The organism is Bacillus sp. SRL337 (assembly GCF_984799155.1).
Genome location: NZ_OZ481793.1, coordinates 3,982,345 through 3,999,422, shown reverse-complemented (window position 1 = coordinate 3,999,422; position 17,078 = coordinate 3,982,345). Strand labels below are relative to the sequence as shown.

The following is a 17,078-nucleotide window of genomic DNA, read 5'->3' as shown; positions in this document are numbered from 1 at the left end:
GTTGTCCCCCGGCTCATACATAGTAAAAATCAGTATTCTGATAGGCAGATGAGAGATTCAGAGAAAAATTAGGAGTTATAACTAGTACACTTTTTATCCAAAAGAATAGGTTATTTATAGGAGTAAAGGAGGGACAACATGAAAGTACTGACAATACTGGGCACCAGGCCTGAAATCATCAGGTTGAGCCTCATCATGAAGAAGCTGGATGAGTTGGCTGACCGCCATGTGATCGTGCACACTGGCCAGAATTTCACCCGCTCATTGAATGATATTTTCTTCGAGGAACTTGGATTAAGGGCCCCTGATTATCTTCTATCTTCTTCACAGCACTCATTGGGTGAGCAAATGTCGATCTTGTTTCGGGAGTTGGAAAAGATCCTGTTGAAAGAGCAGCCCGATAAAGTCTTGGTCCTCGGTGACACAAACAGCGGACTGAGTGCACTATTGGCAGAAAGGCTGATGATTCCTGTCATCCATATGGAAGCAGGGAACCGCTGCTTTGATCTGGCCGTGCCGGAGGAGAAAAACCGGAAAGTAATAGACGCGGTTTCATCATTTAATCTCCCATACACCTACTATAGTAAACAGAACCTACTGAGGGAGGGAGTTTCCCCTGGGAGAATCATGGTTTCGGGAAACCCCATTTATGAAGTATTGACGCATTACAAAGGAAACATAGATGACAGCGATATATTGACGTCTTTGGGGCTGAAGGAACAGGATTACTTCCTGGTCACGATCCACCGTGCTGAAAATGTCGACAATCCGATTCATTTGAAAAATATTACCGGCGCACTGAATAAGATAGCTGAACTGTACCAAAAGCGGATCATCTTCAGTACTCACCCGAGGACGAGATCGAAGCTTGAGGGAGATGCCTCTATCAAGATGCATCCCTTGGTGGAAACCCGGGAGCCTTTTGGTTTCTTCGACTTTGTCAAACTGGAACAGAAAGCGTTATGTGTGTTGACAGACAGCGGCACCGTTCAGGAAGAATGCTGTCTGTTTCATGTGCCGGCTGTAACGGTTAGAAAGACAACGGAAAGGCCAGAGACGGTTGATTGCGGAAGCAACATCATTTCCGGGCTGGAAGAGGCGCGGATTCTTCTTGGTGTAAAAACGATGCTGGATCAGCCAAGGACATGGGATTGTCCGCCAGAATACCTCAAGCCGGATGTTTCGGCAACTGTTTTGAAAATCATACTGGGAGGGACAGAAATTGTTTACTGATAAAACCATTCTTGTAACAGGAGGAACCGGTTCATGGGGGTATGAACTGGTCCGTCAGTTGTTGGAGAAGAACCCCCGTGAAATCAGGGTGTTTTCAAGAAATGAATCCAGCCAGGTGAGCATGAAGCAGAAATTCGATCATGATCCCAAGCTGAAGTTCATTATTGGAGATATCCGTGACAAAGAAGCGATGGTTGAAGCATGCCGGCGAGTGGATTTTGTGTTTCATCTGGCAGCCCTCAAGCATGTTCCTGTATGTGAATATCAGCCGCTTGAAGCCCTGAAGACCAATGTGACGGGAACGCAGAATGTGATTGAAGCGAGCATGATAAATAAGGTGGAAAAGGTTGTTTATATTTCGACTGATAAAGCTGCCAATCCTTCCAATTTTTACGGGTTCACCAAAGCATTGGGAGAGAAGCTGATCATCAATGCGAACGCTGAAACGGACGACACCACTTTTGTCTGTGTACGGGGCGGGAATGTGCTGGGTACAAACGGAAGTGTGATCCACGTCTTCAGGCATGGGATTGAAAACCATTCAAAAATCGGCATCACTGACAAGGAAATGACCCGCTTCTTCCTCACCATCAAAGATGCGATCAACCTTCTGTTTAAAGCTACCTATGAGAGTTACGGCGGAGAGATTTTTGTCATGAAAATGCCTACCTGCCGGATTCTTGATTTGGCTCATGTCTTGATGGAAGAGTATGAAGGCAAAGAAATAGAAATAGAGGAACTGGGCATCCGGCCGGGGGAAAAGCTGCACGAAATTCTTCTGACTGACTTCGAAAGCAATAACACGATCATTTATGATAACGAGTACTATGTCATTTTACCGACGATCGAGATTGAGGGGTTGAATGACTATTACAAAGACTATCCTAAGATTAATCTTGAAACCTATTGTTCCAGTGACAATACAATCAACAGGGAAGAAATCAAGGCGATGCTAAAAGATGGAGGTTTCCTGTAATGCATATCCTCGTAATTGGCGGGCAGGGCATGGCCGGCCATATGATCGTGGACTATCTGAAGAAGCAGCGGGGAATCGAGGTGCACTGCACTACCAGGACAGGGGAAGGGGATACCCTCCGTCTTGATGTCAGGGATTTGGACGAAGTATCGAGGGTGATCGGCGAAGTGAATCCTGATGTTGTCATCAATGCAGTCGGTTTGCTGAATGAGAATGCGGAGAATAATATCAAGGATGCACTGATCGTCAACAGCCTTCTGCCTCACTATATCCAAGGTGTTCTTGATGAGATGGGAAACAGCGCCAGGCTGATCCATATCAGTACCGATTGTGTTTTTTCCGGTCTTGATGGGCAGTACCATGAACAGTCTGTAAAGGATGGAACCAGTGTCTATGCCCGGACAAAGTCGCTCGGTGAAGTGACGAAAGGGCCCCATCTTACCATCAGGACATCGATCATTGGGCCGGAACTGAAAGAAGACGGGTGCGGATTGTTCCTTTGGTTCATGAAGCAGTCCGGGGCAATCGATGGGTTCGACCGTGTCTATTGGAACGGGGTCACAACCCTGGAACTGGCGAAGGCAATTGATCACTGCATCACCCATGGTGTCAATGGACTTTATCATCTTTGTCATGAAGAGAAAGTGTCCAAGTATCAGTTGTTGACCATGATCAAGGTTGTGTTTGATAAAGAAGATGTGGTTGTCCGCCGGGATACTGCACATTTCAGTGACAAAAGCCTGGTGAATTCCAGAAAGGACATCGCATACAGAGTCCAAGGGTATCCCGGGATGCTCCAGGACCTGAGGGACTGGATGGAAGGCAAATGAAGAAGACCATCTTAATCACTGGTGCAACGGGATTCACAGGCACAGAGGCATGCCGTTTTTTTGTTGCAAAGGGCTATGCTGTCACTGGAATCATTCGGGAAACAAAGGGAAACATCCCTGGAGTCAACTATGTGAAAGGTGATTTGCTGATCCCGGTAATCGTACAGGAAATCATGAAAGAGCAGCAGCCCGATTTTGTCTTGCATCTTGCAGGGGATAATCATGCCGGCCGGTCATGGAGCAGGCCTTCCGTCACCTTTGATGCCAATGTCAACGGAACGCTTAATCTTTTGGAGGCGGCAAGGCTGCATGCCCCTTCCTCCAAGATTCTGGTGGCCGGCTCGCTGATCGATTATAATCCGTGTGAAGCGCAGGCACCGAACCATCCCTATGGAGTTACAAAATACCTCCAGATTCTCCTCTCGAAATGCTGGGCGCAGATGTATCAACTTGATTTAATGATTGCGCGGCCGTCCAATCTGATTGGACCAGGTGAATCTGCAGGAATTTGTGCCCTGCTGGCGGCAAGGCTGGCTGACATTGAACAGGGGACAGGCAAAGGAAAACTCGAACTTGATAATTTGAAGGCGCAGAGGGACTTCCTGGATGTCAGGGATGCAGTGGAAGCGTATGAATTGCTCTTTCGCAAAGGGGAGCAGTTACAGGAGTATGCGCTTGCGACAGGTGTCAGCAGAACTCTTGAAGAGGCAGCCCGGGCCTTGCTGAAACGGACAGACGCTGACGTTGAAGTGACATATGTGCGTAATGAGGAAGAGGAAGATTTTACCGTTGATACCTCCGAGATTCAAAGGCTGGGCTGGACGCCGAAAATTTCATTCGAGCAATCAATGGAAGATATTCTGAATCATTACCGGACATGTTCTTAAAGAAACAGAAGAGCTTATGAAGACCGACCGCATTAGAGGCAGGAAACGGTCTCAAAGAAGGCTTCATAAGCATACATAGGAATTGTGGTCAGAAATTGATTTTGAACTTCTTGAAATATACATCATCTTCGAGGGCTCTTTTTGAAAAATACTCACTTCGTTTCGTCCTTGCTCCATCCCTAAGTACTTTGCTTTCGATGCTCCTTACAGAACTGTGCCTCATCATTTCCTTCAGCTTCTGTATCCTTCCCTCGCTAAAATGAAGATAGGCCATCCGCAGCTGATTATAATTGATATCATCGAAGTTTACTTTATAAGGGTGGGAGGTCCTGAAAAGATGAAGGATTTTCACATTCGGTTCACAATGGCAGCGGTAGCCAAACAGCCACAGTTTGATCGATAGTTCCACATCTTCATGTCCCCAGCTTGTAAAACCTGTCTCGAAACCGCCGACATCCTCAAACACCTTTTTAGGGATGATAAAACATCCGCCAGGGACGATAGCCGTTTCGAACAGGCCTTTCCTCCTCATGTTCCATTTCACCTTCAGATTCTCTGAAAGAGATTGTCCATACCCGACAATGTGCGGATCTGTCATGGAAGCGATAGCGGGGCAGACCACATCTGAATGGCCGGCCAGAAGATAGAATAGCATGCGGTCGATCCAGAAATTTTCGAATGTCAGATGAGCATCACAGAAAATCAGATAATCATGGGACGCCTCTTGGGCACCAAGGTTCCGGGCATTAGCCGGACCGATTCCCTGTGTATCGATTCTCCTGATTCTTCCCTTATGAGGATAAGTCTGGAGAAAGTCACAGCAGCTGTCGTCTGAGGCATCGTCAATGATGATGGTTTCAAAGTCGATATTTGTTTTCACTTTGAACAGCGAATCACATGTGTTTTTTACATTTATGCCTTCATTTTTCACGGGTATGATAATGGAAACCTTTGGAGGTATATTCGACATGTAGACCCTTCCTTTCCAAACCAGTCTCTTTCCTATCCTATGTGTGGTGCCTTTGTTTGTGACGGGATTTTAAGAAGAACAATGGGGTTGTCGAATCAAAAAAAAGAAAATCGGATCCATCAAAAGAGCTGTTAAAAGGTATAGCGGACTCCTGTTAATGGGTTCAGTTTTCAAGTCCGAGATTTCAAATCACACAGTAAAAGAAGTGCCAAATCAGATTGAATTTGGCCCTTCATTTTACCTTGATATCGTTTTATATTTTGCAGTTCAACGCCAGCCCCGCGGAGTCAGGCATCAGGAGCGGAAATCATCCATCACTAAAACACTCCTTAAATAGGATGGGTCAGAGGCATCGCCACTGACCCTTTTTGTGTGATTTAATGTTTTTTGCCGCGAACTACTAGACTGCCATTTTGCCTGATACTGATGAGTCCGTCCTTCACAGGGGAACCCGTCACGCTCATGTCAGTTATTAAAAGCAGCTTCTCTGCCGAAGATACTTTAGAACCTTTTCCGCCGATTCTTCGACGGTTTCGTTTTCAGTATCAATGACCAGATCCGGGCTAGAAGGAGGCTCATAGGGGGCATCGATACCTGTGAAGCCTCTGATTTCCCCTGTACGCGCCTTTTGGTACAGTCCTTTGGGATCTCGTTTCTCGCATTCTTCCAGGCTTGCTTTCATATAAACTTCAATGAATTCGCCCTCTTCAACGATAGATCTGACCCATTTCCTGTCTTTTTGATAGGGAGAAATGAATGCGGTCAGGACGATGATGCCGGCATCGACGAAAAGCTTGGCTGTTTCTCCCACACGGCGGATGTTTTCAGTTCGGTCTTCTTCGGAAAATCCCAGGTTGCTGTTCAAGCCGTGACGGATATTATCCCCGTCCAGCCTGTAGACCTGCAGCCCGGCATCAAATAAACGCTTCTCTAGTTCAACCGACAGGGTGGATTTCCCTGAACCCGATAACCCGGTGAACCAGAGGATGACACTTTTATGCCGGTTCCGTTTCTGTCTGCTTTTTTTTCCGATTTCGCCACTGTGCCAAACGGTATTTTTCGATTTCATAAGAATGGTGCTCCTTTCCATTAAAGGTGAATCTAGTACTGTTTAGAACCAGACAAAATAAACAATTGTTACGGTTACCGCCATTATGAGCAGGTTTAAGGGAATTCCGACTTTCAGGAAATCCCGGAACGTATATCCGCCCGGCCCATAGACAATCAGGTTGGTTTGATAGCCGATAGGGGTTGAGAAGCTGGCAGATGCCGCAATGGCGACGGTGATGGCCAGGGGAAGAAGCTCGATTTCCTGTATCATGGAAATTTTATAGGCGATCGGAAACATGATGACGGCCGCCGCATTATTGGTAATGAATTCTGTCAAAAGGTTGGTGAAAAAGTAGAGTGCTGCAAGTAAGGCAAAGATCCCAAACGGTGTCATACTTGTTAGGAGGAAACCGGCTATCCATTCGGCCAGGCCCGAGTTTGCCAGAGCGGTCCCAATCCCGAATGAACTGGCGATGAGCACTAGAACATTCCATTGTATATATGATTTGAGTTCGCTGATGGAAATAAAGTTCAAGAGACAAAGAAGGAGAACCGCAGCGGCATAGGCTTCGATGATAGAGAGGATGTTCAGAATGATCATCATGGCCATAAAGCCTAATAGAAACAAGGAAGCCCAGCCTTTTTTCCGGCTGTTGCTATCAAAGAGGGAATGGTCCAGCTGTGAGAGGAAGTAGAAATCATTCAAGGAATTCGTGGATTGAAATTCCTTTCCGACTGCCAGCAGCAGGATATCCCCAGGTTTCACGATGATTTCACCGATCTTGGACTGGATATGCCTTCCGTTTCGATGGACGGCGATGATCGCGGCATTATATTTGCTGCGGAAATCGGTGTCCTTCACTCTCCGGAACAGAAGCGAAGAGTGAGGGGTGACAGCTGCCTCTATGATTCTCATATTGGCAAAGTTTAGCGGCTTGTCATGGGTGGAAATCCTGAGTCCTCTTGTTTTTTGAAGGTATGAGATTCTGGAAATGTCGCCGGAAAATAGTAGAATGTCTTTCTCTTTGATCACCATAGAGCTGTGAACAGGGGTGATTTGCTGTGACTCCCGGAAGATACTTACGAGAAATACGCTCTCCAGCTTGCGGAGCTTCGCTTCTTTTACCGTCTTCCCGAGATGAGGGTATTGGCTGCCAACTGTGAATTCACAAAGATATTCCTTCATAGCCTGGCCATCAAGCTGCTGGCGGCCTTTTCGTTCCGGCAGCAGCTTGATGCCGATGAAAAGAAGGAAGGTGATCCCCGCTATTGTGGCAGGGAGGCCGACTATGCCGAGCTGAAAAAAAGAAAAGCCCTTTTCTCCTTGATCCACCATCAGCCCATGAACAACTAAATTGGTCGAGGTTCCCATGATGGTCATCGTGCCGCCTAAGATGGTTGCATAAGAAATCGGGATCAACAATTTCGATGAGGAAACCTTGTTGTCTTCACACCATTTCCGGATGATCGGCGTCAGCATGACCACAATCGGTGTGTTGTTAAGGAAAGCGGAAAAAAAGGAAATGGGAGCCAGTAATTTCAGCAGGAAGCCCTTACTGATCCTGGTGCCTTTTACCGCCCTCCTGAAAACCGCGTCCATCACACCGCTTTTGTCAATCGAACCGGCGATAATGAACAGGAGCGCGATTGTGACCATTCCTTCATTTGATAGTCCCTGAAGAGCTTCTTTCGGGGAGATGATCCCCGTCAGTAAATAGATTACCATGAAAGAGGAGACGACCAGTGCGGGTCTGAAGACATCCCGGATAAGCAGGGAAATCATGGCCAGCAGTGTGATAAGGACGAATCCGGCCTCCCATCCCATCATGGTTTCCCTGCCTGTGAGCTGTTCATTCGGTTTGCATTCCTTTAATCAGCACATCGACTACTTCTTTTCTGGAGAACTCTTCGGGAGGAGTCTCTCCCTTCCGCAGCATCTCCCGTACTTTTGTCCCGCTTAAGTGGACATGGTCCTGCTTTCCATGGGGACAGGTTTTTGACGTAGCCATCGCTTTGCAGACCGTGCAAAAGAAGGCATGCTCAAATTTGAGGATCTCCACTCCGATTTCGGCTTTGGAGAATGAGTTGAAAATCTCCTGGGCGTCATACGTTCCATAATAGTCGCCGACACCTGCATGGTCCCTTCCGACAATAAAATGGGTGAAGCCGTAATTTTTACGGGTGATGGCGTGAAAGACAGCTTCCCTCGGGCCGGCATATCTCATGGCAGCAGGAAATACCGACAGCAGCACCCGGTCTTTTGGATAGTAAGCTTTCATGATGGCCAGATAGCTTTCCATCCTGAGCTCTGCCGGTATATCGTCCTTCTTGGTTTCTCCGACCAGCGGATGAATGACTAATCCATCAACCATTTCCAAGGCTGTTTTTTGCAAATATTCATGGGCACGGTGTATCGGATTTCTTGTCTGGAAGGCGGCTATGGTATTCCAGCCTGTTTTTTGAAAAATAGAGCGCATTTGAGCGGGGGTTCTATAAAATGCAGGAAAGTCTGCTCGCGGATGCTCCAGAAGGGTGATTTTTCCTGCAAGATAGACAGGGGGCTGTTGATAGAGCGCCCGAACTCCCGGGTGGTTCTTGTCACTTGTTCTATATACAGCGAGTGCTTCCTCTTCCTTGTCATATTCATATTTCTCTTCCAACTCCAAGACCGCATAGATGGTCCCGTCGATGCCTTTGAGAGCAACGTCCCCGCCGATGGGCAGTTCCCGGCTGATGGCCCTGGATACCGGCAATGTAATCGGGATAGTCCACACAGTTCCGTCGGAAAGCCTCATATTTTCAAGGATGCTGCGGTAGTCTCCACTGCCTGTGAATCCTTCCAGGGGACTGAAGGCACCAGTGGCAATCAATTCCAGATCAGAGAGTACTTTGTTGGAAACAGTGATGGCGGGCAGAATGTCCATGTTGTTCATCAGCTTTTGTTTGTCAGCGGGCGTGGCTATCCTGTTAATCAGGGAGCTGCCGTGAGGTTCGATCATCCTATCTCCTCCTAATTTCATTTATAGCAGTATATGAACGGAAGAGTGACTTGTCCGGGCTGCTGGCCTTAGAATGCCAGCATATTGAGGTGGACCGCTCCATATAATGGATACTATGAAGATATCCAAGGGGTGAAATAATGAAAGCAAATCTTCAATATAACGGGTTGCCGGCAGGATCCATTTCGTTTGCTTCGCTTCCGGCATTCATGATTTTTCTAGAGGAGCAAGGATATGGAACGAAATGGAAAAGTGACAGCCGCACATTGGATATAGAACACTTTCTTTATGATAAAAAGGTAATATTGTACCTGAACCCGTCAGAGGATGGAACGGCCGCCGAGATCGGGAAACAGTTGAAGATGTTTCTTAAACAAATGGGAGTAAAGATAGAACTAGTTCAAGAGGAGTCTGCCATTCAAGGGATAACGGGGGACTTGTTGATCAGACTAGATTGGGAGCCGGGAGAGGGAGGGGAGAACAAGGTTTCTATATCGACAACATCTGGAGTCGACAGGAGAATCGTAAAAGAAAGAATCATCCCGTTGTTTCAACATTTGGCTTTCTCTTGTCGTCATCTTCATGATTCTAAAAAAATGCCTGTTCCGTCGATCCGATTCTCTATAAAGGCCGATTTAGCTAGTAAGGAACAGGAAGAATTCCTATCTTTTTCCCTGACAAAGGCAATATATCATTTGTTGAGAAAAGAGCAGTCGTTCCACTTTTTTGACTTGTTTTGGGATCTGCAAAATCAGGCACCGAAAAAACAAACACGCAGCCGTGAAAATAAGCCAAAAGATGAAGAATCTCCTTTAAAAACGATTCAGCCCGTTGAACAAGAAACAAGAGTGGATAAAACAAAGCTTGCTGATTGCGACCTGATTTTTGATTACTCTGTATCCGTTGGCCGGAAAACGGGGAAATACACGGTTCTTTCCTCGATCTATTTACGTAATTCCGGTGGAAGGGCATTAAAAAATCCGGTGCTGTGCATCAAGGTGAACCCGGTTGACAGTGTTGACCTTGGAGGTCAGATCCTGCCGCCTGGAATGAGCCAGCTGTTTGCTGTCCAGGGCGAGCAGGGGGCGCAAGGGTGGGAGTATGTTGGGGAAGAGTGGCTGGAAAAGGCGTATACAACAGGAGAGTATTGGATTCAGCCGATCCAGGATCTGACGCTGCAGCCCTCGGAGGATGTCCTGCTGGAGGGTGTCCAGTTTTCCTTTGAAGCCCCTGAAGAAGAATCGCAGAACATCACCATCGCCGGTTTCGTCTATTTTCACGACCAGGAATTGCAGTTCAAAGCCCTCAATACCATTGAGTTTTCGTTTTGACAATTTATGGAAAAAAGAGTCTCTTGGCCGCAAGAAACCAATCAAAGAGTTTAAGAGTAAAGGAATCGATGAATTTTGCTGTTTTTCTACGCGAGTTTGATTGAAGCGGAAGATGCGCGACCTCCTGCGGGAAGGTGAGACTTCACAGGGGGATCCGCGGGTGGCCAAACCAACTCGAGCAGCCAGCACCTAACAGATTCCGGCCTCTCTCTTTGCCAATCCAGTTCCATAAGCCCAACGGCTATCGTGCTTTCCGGCTCTACCTTGCGCTAAGTCATCAGCGATTCGCTGGCTCGTCGTGATTCCTTCTCTCTTCCGGGAGCCCTCCAATCGGTGTGCTGCTTCCACCACCGTACGCCCCTCGGAGTGGAATGCCGAGAGACTAAAAAGCCTGCAATTATCCCAGTCCTTCGGCAGCGGGATATGCAGGCAATTTTATTTACATAATCTTTTTAATAATTGAATGGGAAAACTCTTTTTGTTTCCTGATCCATTCTTTGATCATATTCAGGTTGGATGTGAGAAGGTCATTTTGCTTTCTCAGCTCTGTCATGCCCTCCTCAAAATGATCGAGTCTGTTTTCGTGATGCTCGAATCCAGACAGGACGAACCGCTTGTTGTCTTTGACCTTTTCCTGCAGCTTCGTATTCTTTTCTTCAATTTCCTCGAGCCGCTCGTTGTAAGCGGTCATAATTTGTTCAATATCTTCCAGCTGGTTTTCAATCCAGCCTTCTTTCTCTTTATATTCTTCTTTGTAAGCATCAAAAGTCTCTTTGAGAGCTTGAATTTTCACTTTTTCCGCTTCAATCAGCTGTTGTTTGGCTTCCTGCAGCTGCTTATGAAGCTGGTCTCGTTCCGTGATCAAACTCTTGTTGGCACTGGTTTCCCAAAGGACCTTATCGAACAATTCTTTTTTGGTTGATTCAGAGGTTTGAAGGGCTGTACCAAGGTCCTGTATATGTTCCTTACTGTTTTTGATATCTATTTTCAGTTTTTCGATCAAGTACAATGCGTCTTTTGTTTGGCCTTCAAGCTGGCCATTCTCATTGGCCAATGTACTGTTGGTAGACTTCAGGTTTTGCAATTCATTCCGTAAGTGTCCGTTTTCTTCCAAGACGGCTCTCATTTCCATTTGTGTCTGGGTTAGTTCATGTTCTGTCTGTTTTAAGATTTCCTGTGCAGTACCCAGGAGTGATGCTTTTTCGGTAAGTTTTCTGTTCTTGACTTCCAGCTGTTCCTCTAACTTCCTATTCGAATCCTGGAGCCCGTTTTTTTCTTCTTCAAGTTGTTTTTGCCTTTTTTGATACGTATCGATTTCTTCCTTGGCTGAAGTGAAACGTTCCTCTAATTTCCTGAAATCCTCCAATAGCTTCTTTTCCCTTGTCTGGAGGTTTTCAGCTACTGTGTTGGAAGCAGAGAGAGTTTGCTGCATTGCTTTTATAGATTGTTCCGCCTGCTTATTTTGGTGAGCCAGCTCCGACTCACTGTTCTTCAATCCTTTTACGATTTCTTCCGATTCCCTCAATTTCTCTTGAAGAGTGAGAATATTTTCCTGAAACCGCTTGTTTTCGATGAAAAGATATGAACGGGACATCTTCTTCATTTTGTTTTCATATTCCTGAAGCTTTGATTTATAAAAAATCATATCCTGATTCGAAAGGTGATATAGGGGTTTCCTTGAACTTTCCACAACGTGTCAACTCACTTTCTGGCCGTATCCATAAGATAAAATATGTGCCTGCTTTCCCCCCCGTTACAAAGGCCCGCGCCCAAATCGAATATGTAAAAAGGATATCCCCTCTCGAGTTAGGGGATATCCTTGTTCATTATTCATCCTATAGGAGTGTGGATCTTTCAATCGATAAGAACTCCCAGTATTCTCATCGATTCTTTGACTAGTCAGCGCTTTTGAGAATGGTAAACATCCGTTCTTCTATTCATTTGAAATAAGGTATTCATTTATTTTCATTTTTTAATTTTATGATCAATTAATAATGACATTTTTGAGAAAGGCTTCCCGGCCTTTCGATACTAGTATATGCCGGTGGTGAAAGAAGTAAACCGGCACAAGTCTATTCCAACGCCCTTTTTTACGAGTTTCAAAAAGTCCATCCCGGTTTCAATTGTAAAACTCTTGCAAAAAAAAGAAAAGAGCTGCTCTCCCTGATGAGGAATAACTCTTCTAGTTCCTGGGGAAATCCGGTTTTAAGGGTATTTCCGAAAGCAACAATTTAGGCGGAAACAGCCTTTTAAAATGTCTCTTCTCTTCTCTTCTATTGTAAGCCGGGGTGCGCTTTTTGTTCTAATTGTAGAGGAAATAGACCGAATATGGATTGCTGACACTAGAAATTGGTGCAATCCTGGAATTAATGGACCAACATATCAGGCGGAGTCTGTTTTTATGGCCTAATCCAAGAGGAAATTGACCAAAAATCATCGGCGGGCGCTAGAATTTGGTGCAATCCTGGAATTAATGGACCAAAATATCAGGCGGAGTCTGTTTTTATGGCCTAATCCAAGAGGAAAAAGACCAAAAATCATCGGCGGGCGCTAGAATTTGGTGCAATCCTGGAATTAATGGACCAACATATCAGGCGGAGTCTGTTTTTATGGCCTAATCCAAGAGGAAATTGACCAAAATTCATCGGCGGGCGCTAGAATTTGGTGCAATCCTGGAATTAATGGACCAACATATCAGCCGGAGTCTGTTTTCATGGTCTAATCCTAGAAGAAATAGACCAAAATTCATCGGAAGGAGCTAGAATTTGGTGCAATCCTGGAATTAATGGACCAACATATCAGGCGGAGTCTGTTTTTATGGCCTAATCCTAGAGAAAATAGACCAAGAATCATCGGAAGGAGCTGAAATTTGGTGCCATCCCACATTTAATTGGACCAATCTTTTTGACATATCAGCTTATATGGAATAATCCTAGAGTAATAGACCAATTCACCACCCCTGACTCCCCAATATAGTGCACTCCGAATTTAACCATCCGATTTCTGCCGCCAAGATCCGCATTTTATGGCCTAATCCTAGAGAAAATAGAATCATCTTCTTCCCCTGAAGCCGCCTCACGTGAATTCTACAAAATATCAATATGGTTCTCCTCAAGAACACCTGGTCTTCAAGAAAGAAAAGAGATTCCCTGCCTCTTCAGCGAGCGAACGTCTAGTACCCCCGGGAAACTCGGGTTCTTGAACTATTCCTAATAAAGCAAACATCGTGACCGCCTTTTATTAAGAGATTAATTGACTCCCACTCTAAGGGAGGGCTTGTGAAACCTGCCTTCATCCATTTCCGGGCAGTCGAAAAAGTAAGGTGAGAAATCTACCTATATATAGAAGTTCTACTTGGTTGAGTGTCCATTTATATATTTTTTTACATAAAATAGGTGATTTATCTATACCATTTCTGTCTTTCTCAATAGGATAGAGTGTACCGAAAATATTCATTTGAAAGAAAGGAAGGATTTCATGAAGAAACGTCAACCTATCAGGGGTTCCCAGACTCCTACTCCATCTCCTTCGCCAATTCCATTGGATCCGAATGATTTGGCTCCAGAATGCATTAGGGTGGATAAAGTATACGACTGGGTATTCTTTGCCAGCAGGTATACAAACAAAAACTTTATCCCTGATGAAGAAGTACGCGAGGCAGTAAGTGCAGCTTTGGCTGAGGGGCTTAGAGTTGAAGTGCAATGTTCGGCAGCCGATCCGGCTGATGTGGCTTGTACAGCGACTATCCAGGAAAATGGGAACCCTGGCCGCGTCTTGATTGTTTGGACAGTGCCGGTAGAAGTAACTATCCTGATCGATGGAGAACCTGTTGGAACTTTCATCGTCAGAACTCAGTTCACGGATGAAATCATGCTTTGTGTACCGGTAGGCATCACAAACGAAAATATCAACTGCCGCGTGACACAGGTCATTTGTCAGACTGGCGGAGTGTTGATGGGTCCAGATCCATTTGGTCCTATGATTCCGTTAACCATCATTCTTTGTAAAGATGTTCAAGTAGAATTCCCTGTTAAGTTGGAAGTATTGGCTAAGTTCTGCTTCCCTCGTACAAATAACATCCCGGTTCCACAGCCTACCGTTAACTGTGACTTAAGTCTGCTCGAATTCCCTAGACAGTGTCCAGGTCTATTCCCTGTCGCCAACTGTGAGTGCCAGGCTACGGCGCTTGCTAGAAACGAAGATACTACAGCGATATTTGGAACGGACGGATTAGAGGTCACTGGTCTATCCAGCCTTCGCGCAGAAATTTGCCAGGAATGCTCGCTCGGTGACAGTACATTCACATACTCATTCACGGATACTGATATCAGTCCGACACCAACTCCTACTGCAACTGGACTGCAATCTGATTTCAGCTTTAGATTCAATCCTTCTTCAATCGATAATGTATCCTGCGGAACAGGATCTCTTTCTGCTACAGGAGAAGGTGTACGATACTTCGATGGTGTTCCAGAGCAAGTATTCTATGAGCTTCAGGTCTTCACAGATTTGTTGGGAGTCATAACAGAAGGATTCCGCCTCATCTTGAGAAATACAGCTAATGTTGTCGTTTTTGACAGCGGATTGGTAGAAGCGCTTGTTGAGTTCGACGAGTGTGATACGTTCGCAGACCTTCTAGAAGATTTAGATGACTAATGTAGGAGACTGGAGGAGATTTCATGCTCCTCCTATTTTTTTCTCTATTTCATCCTTAAGCAGGTTCATAACAAAGTATGAGGAGGGTGCTTTATGTGGAAACTTTTTTTTGGAAAGAGCAAGGAAGACTATTTTCAGGAAGTCATGGACCAGTTATCCGGTATGGATGGAAATTATTCCAATCTCACAACGGGAGTGGAGGATGTGAAGGAGTTACTTGAGGATTCGCGTAAGAGCGGGGACCTGCAAGAGGAAAAACTGGAGCGTATCCTCACCATAATGGAAGACTGGATGAATACTTATGAAGAAAAACTGGTTCGGCTGGGAGAAGCGAAAGAAAAGGAGTTGCAAAGCGGAACGGAGCGGGAGAATAACTTCTACTTGGAAGAAAAGAAGGAAAGAGAGTATCTTCAGCAGATAGAGAAGCTGCAAAACCAGGCAGGAGAGTATAAGCAGAAACTTGAAGAATCTGAGACAAATGTCTGGTCCCTTCAGAAGGATATTAATTCTTTAAAGAAGCAGATCGGCAGCATGCAGAACAATCAGTTGAACTCCCTCTCCAAGAAAAAAAGCGCTCTTTCCGGCAGGCAGGCAAGGGGCCGGAGTCCGGAACTTTCTCAAGAGGAGCAGTCCTTCATTAAAGAACAATATGACTGTTTCCCCATCAGTAAGGATTCCAGGACAACGATTTTTAACCCTATGCGCTACAGCAAGTGAAGGGGGTGAGATTATGAGACGGGAAGATGTGCAAAAAATGTACAAAGAGGCGTCTAAAACGAGGGTTTCTCCAACTAGGAGAAAAAGGGTGAAAGAGACTCCCCAAAAATCGAACTTTAAATTTAAAGGATGCGGTTGTGGAGCGAGATAGTTTGAACCCAGCGTGCTTCCTATTGAAAGAAGCTTACGATGAAATGATCCGGCACTGTATCCAGGCATCGCCATTTGAGGCGTGCGGCCTGCTGTCAGGCAGGGGAAAAGACTGTGAAACGGTTTGGAGAATGAGAAATGTAGAAAGAAGCGAACATTCATTTGCTATGGATCTGGATGAGATGGACAGGGTGTTCTCTGATATGAAAAGAGTAAATCACCAATTCAATGGAATCTATCACTCGCACCCGACAGCCCTTCCTGTCCCCTCTGCGGAAGACATCCGTTATGCCGTGTACCCGCATGCTTTCTATTTCATCATTTCCTTGAGAAATCACAAGCCGGAATTGGCTTGTTACCTTATTGATCAACTGAAGGTCACGGAAGTAGAAATACTCCTTCTATGAGGTCTGCCTGCTGCTGCCTGCGTATGAGGCAGCAGCGCTTTTCTGCAGGTTGCATGGGAACTATCCCTGCACATTTACAACTTTTACAAGAGGTGATGAGATGAAAGTATCGATCATTATTCCATTCTACAATTGTTCATATATTGACCAAGCTGTCAAAAGTGCTCTCAATCAGACCTATCCCAATGTTGAAGTCATCGTCGTGAATGATGGATCTACCAAGTATACCGAAAAATTGAGGCCCTACTTGAACCGAATTAAATATATTCAAAAAGCAAATGGTGGAACAGCTACAGCCCTGAATGCCGGAATTGATGCAGCAACAGGGGATTACTTCGCCTGGCTCAGTGCCGATGACCTGTTTCTTCCCCACAAGACGGAAGACCAGTTGGCCTTTATGCAAGCAGGCAAGGTGCAGGCGTCTTATACAGGCTTCAGGTTCATGAACGCAGATGGGGCGGTTACCAGCGACATGCGCTATCCTTCAATGAGTTGGAAAGGCTTGATAGATACATTGTCCACTACATGCCCAATCAATGGATGCACCGTGATGGCGGAAATGGATTTGATCAGGAAGGCAGGTAAATTTGATGAAAGCCTGCTCTACACACACGACTATGACATGTGGTGCAAGCTGAGCCTTCATACACATATCAGGTATTTGAATAAGCTCACTGTCCAGTACCGGGTTCATGATAATATGGGAACCAAAAAATACTTTGACAAACTGCAGATAGAAACTGAACAGGTTCAGAAGAGATATAAAAAACCTTTCCTGCTGTTTAAAGAAAATGGAACAGCAGCCCGCAGGAAAAATAAGTCCATTCCATTAAGAAAAAAAACGAAAGCGTATATGAACATTTAAGATAAAG

General features: G+C 45.5%; 14 protein-coding genes. 9 read left to right on the top strand and 5 right to left on the bottom strand.

Features of this window, described 5'->3' with window-relative positions; all coding sequences use genetic code 11:
* Window positions 1-138: 138 nt before the first annotated feature.
* Genes wecB through AC4E8A_RS20160 form a run of 4 tightly spaced genes read left to right on the top strand, consistent with a single transcriptional unit; the run spans window position 139 to window position 3,926 of the window.
* Window positions 139-1,233 (top strand): non-hydrolyzing UDP-N-acetylglucosamine 2-epimerase, encoded by a 1,095-nt coding sequence (gene wecB / locus AC4E8A_RS20175; protein ID WP_490195579.1) that lies wholly within the window; start codon window positions 139-141, stop codon window positions 1,231-1,233.
* Window positions 1,223-2,209 carry a polysaccharide biosynthesis protein gene (locus AC4E8A_RS20170; RefSeq protein WP_490195578.1) on the top strand — a complete coding sequence of 329 codons (987 nt, stop codon included), beginning with the start codon at window positions 1,223-1,225 and terminating at the stop codon, window positions 2,207-2,209. Before wecB ends, AC4E8A_RS20170 begins: the two co-directional genes overlap by 11 nt.
* Window positions 2,209-3,039 (top strand): dTDP-4-dehydrorhamnose reductase family protein, encoded by an 831-nt coding sequence (locus AC4E8A_RS20165; protein ID WP_490195577.1) that lies wholly within the window; start codon window positions 2,209-2,211, stop codon window positions 3,037-3,039. The genes AC4E8A_RS20170 and AC4E8A_RS20165 overlap by 1 nt, the downstream gene beginning before the upstream one ends.
* Window positions 3,036-3,926, top strand: a complete 891-nt coding sequence (locus AC4E8A_RS20160; protein WP_490195576.1) for an NAD-dependent epimerase/dehydratase family protein — start codon at window positions 3,036-3,038, stop codon at window positions 3,924-3,926. Before AC4E8A_RS20165 ends, AC4E8A_RS20160 begins: the two co-directional genes overlap by 4 nt.
* An 88-nt stretch (window positions 3,927-4,014) precedes the next feature.
* Here AC4E8A_RS20160 and AC4E8A_RS20155 read toward each other — a convergent pair whose 3' ends face one another.
* The 4 genes from AC4E8A_RS20155 to sat all read right to left on the bottom strand — a co-directional run bounded on the left by AC4E8A_RS20155 (window position 4,015) and on the right by sat (window position 8,945).
* Entirely contained in the window at window positions 4,015-4,896 is an 882-nt protein-coding gene (locus AC4E8A_RS20155) for a glycosyltransferase family 2 protein (RefSeq protein WP_490195575.1), read from the bottom strand.
* A gap of 472 nt (window positions 4,897-5,368) precedes the next feature.
* On the bottom strand, window positions 5,369-5,986 hold the full coding sequence (cysC, locus tag AC4E8A_RS20150) for an adenylyl-sulfate kinase (RefSeq protein WP_490195574.1): 618 nt from the start codon (window positions 5,984-5,986) through the stop codon (window positions 5,369-5,371).
* A 21-nt stretch (window positions 5,987-6,007) separates the two neighbouring features.
* Entirely contained in the window at window positions 6,008-7,774 is a 1,767-nt protein-coding gene (locus AC4E8A_RS20145) for an SLC13 family permease (RefSeq protein ID WP_490195573.1), read from the bottom strand.
* 22 nt (window positions 7,775-7,796) lie between these two features.
* Window positions 7,797-8,945, bottom strand: a complete 1,149-nt coding sequence (gene sat / locus AC4E8A_RS20140; protein ID WP_490195572.1) for a sulfate adenylyltransferase — start codon at window positions 8,943-8,945, stop codon at window positions 7,797-7,799.
* Window positions 8,946-9,085: 140 nt separating this feature from the next.
* On the opposite strand from sat, the gene AC4E8A_RS20135 reads away from it, so the two are divergent.
* On the top strand, window positions 9,086-10,276 hold the full coding sequence (locus AC4E8A_RS20135; RefSeq protein WP_490195571.1) for a hypothetical protein: 1,191 nt from the start codon (window positions 9,086-9,088) through the stop codon (window positions 10,274-10,276).
* A gap of 439 nt (window positions 10,277-10,715) precedes the next feature.
* Here AC4E8A_RS20135 and AC4E8A_RS20130 read toward each other — a convergent pair whose 3' ends face one another.
* Complete coding sequence (locus AC4E8A_RS20130; RefSeq protein WP_490195570.1) at window positions 10,716-11,879, bottom strand: hypothetical protein; 1,164 nt, start codon at window positions 11,877-11,879, stop codon at window positions 10,716-10,718.
* Between the two features lie 1,874 nt (window positions 11,880-13,753).
* On the opposite strand from AC4E8A_RS20130, the gene AC4E8A_RS20125 reads away from it, so the two are divergent.
* From AC4E8A_RS20125 to AC4E8A_RS20110, 4 genes are all read left to right on the top strand, one after another.
* A complete protein-coding gene (locus AC4E8A_RS20125; protein ID WP_490195569.1) occupies window positions 13,754-14,932 on the top strand; it encodes a BMQ_0737 family morphogenetic spore coat protein in 1,179 nt (392 codons plus the stop codon).
* Window positions 14,933-15,025: 93 nt separating this feature from the next.
* A complete protein-coding gene (locus AC4E8A_RS20120; RefSeq protein WP_490195568.1) occupies window positions 15,026-15,649 on the top strand; it encodes a hypothetical protein in 624 nt (207 codons plus the stop codon).
* Between the two features lie 137 nt (window positions 15,650-15,786).
* Complete coding sequence (locus AC4E8A_RS20115) at window positions 15,787-16,206, top strand: M67 family metallopeptidase (RefSeq protein WP_490195567.1); 420 nt, start codon at window positions 15,787-15,789, stop codon at window positions 16,204-16,206.
* A gap of 100 nt (window positions 16,207-16,306) precedes the next feature.
* The gene (locus AC4E8A_RS20110; RefSeq protein WP_490195566.1) at window positions 16,307-17,071 is read left to right on the top strand and encodes a glycosyltransferase family 2 protein; all 765 of its coding nucleotides are present in this window, start codon (window positions 16,307-16,309) and stop codon (window positions 17,069-17,071) included.
* The last annotated feature ends 7 nt before the right edge of the window (window positions 17,072-17,078 follow it).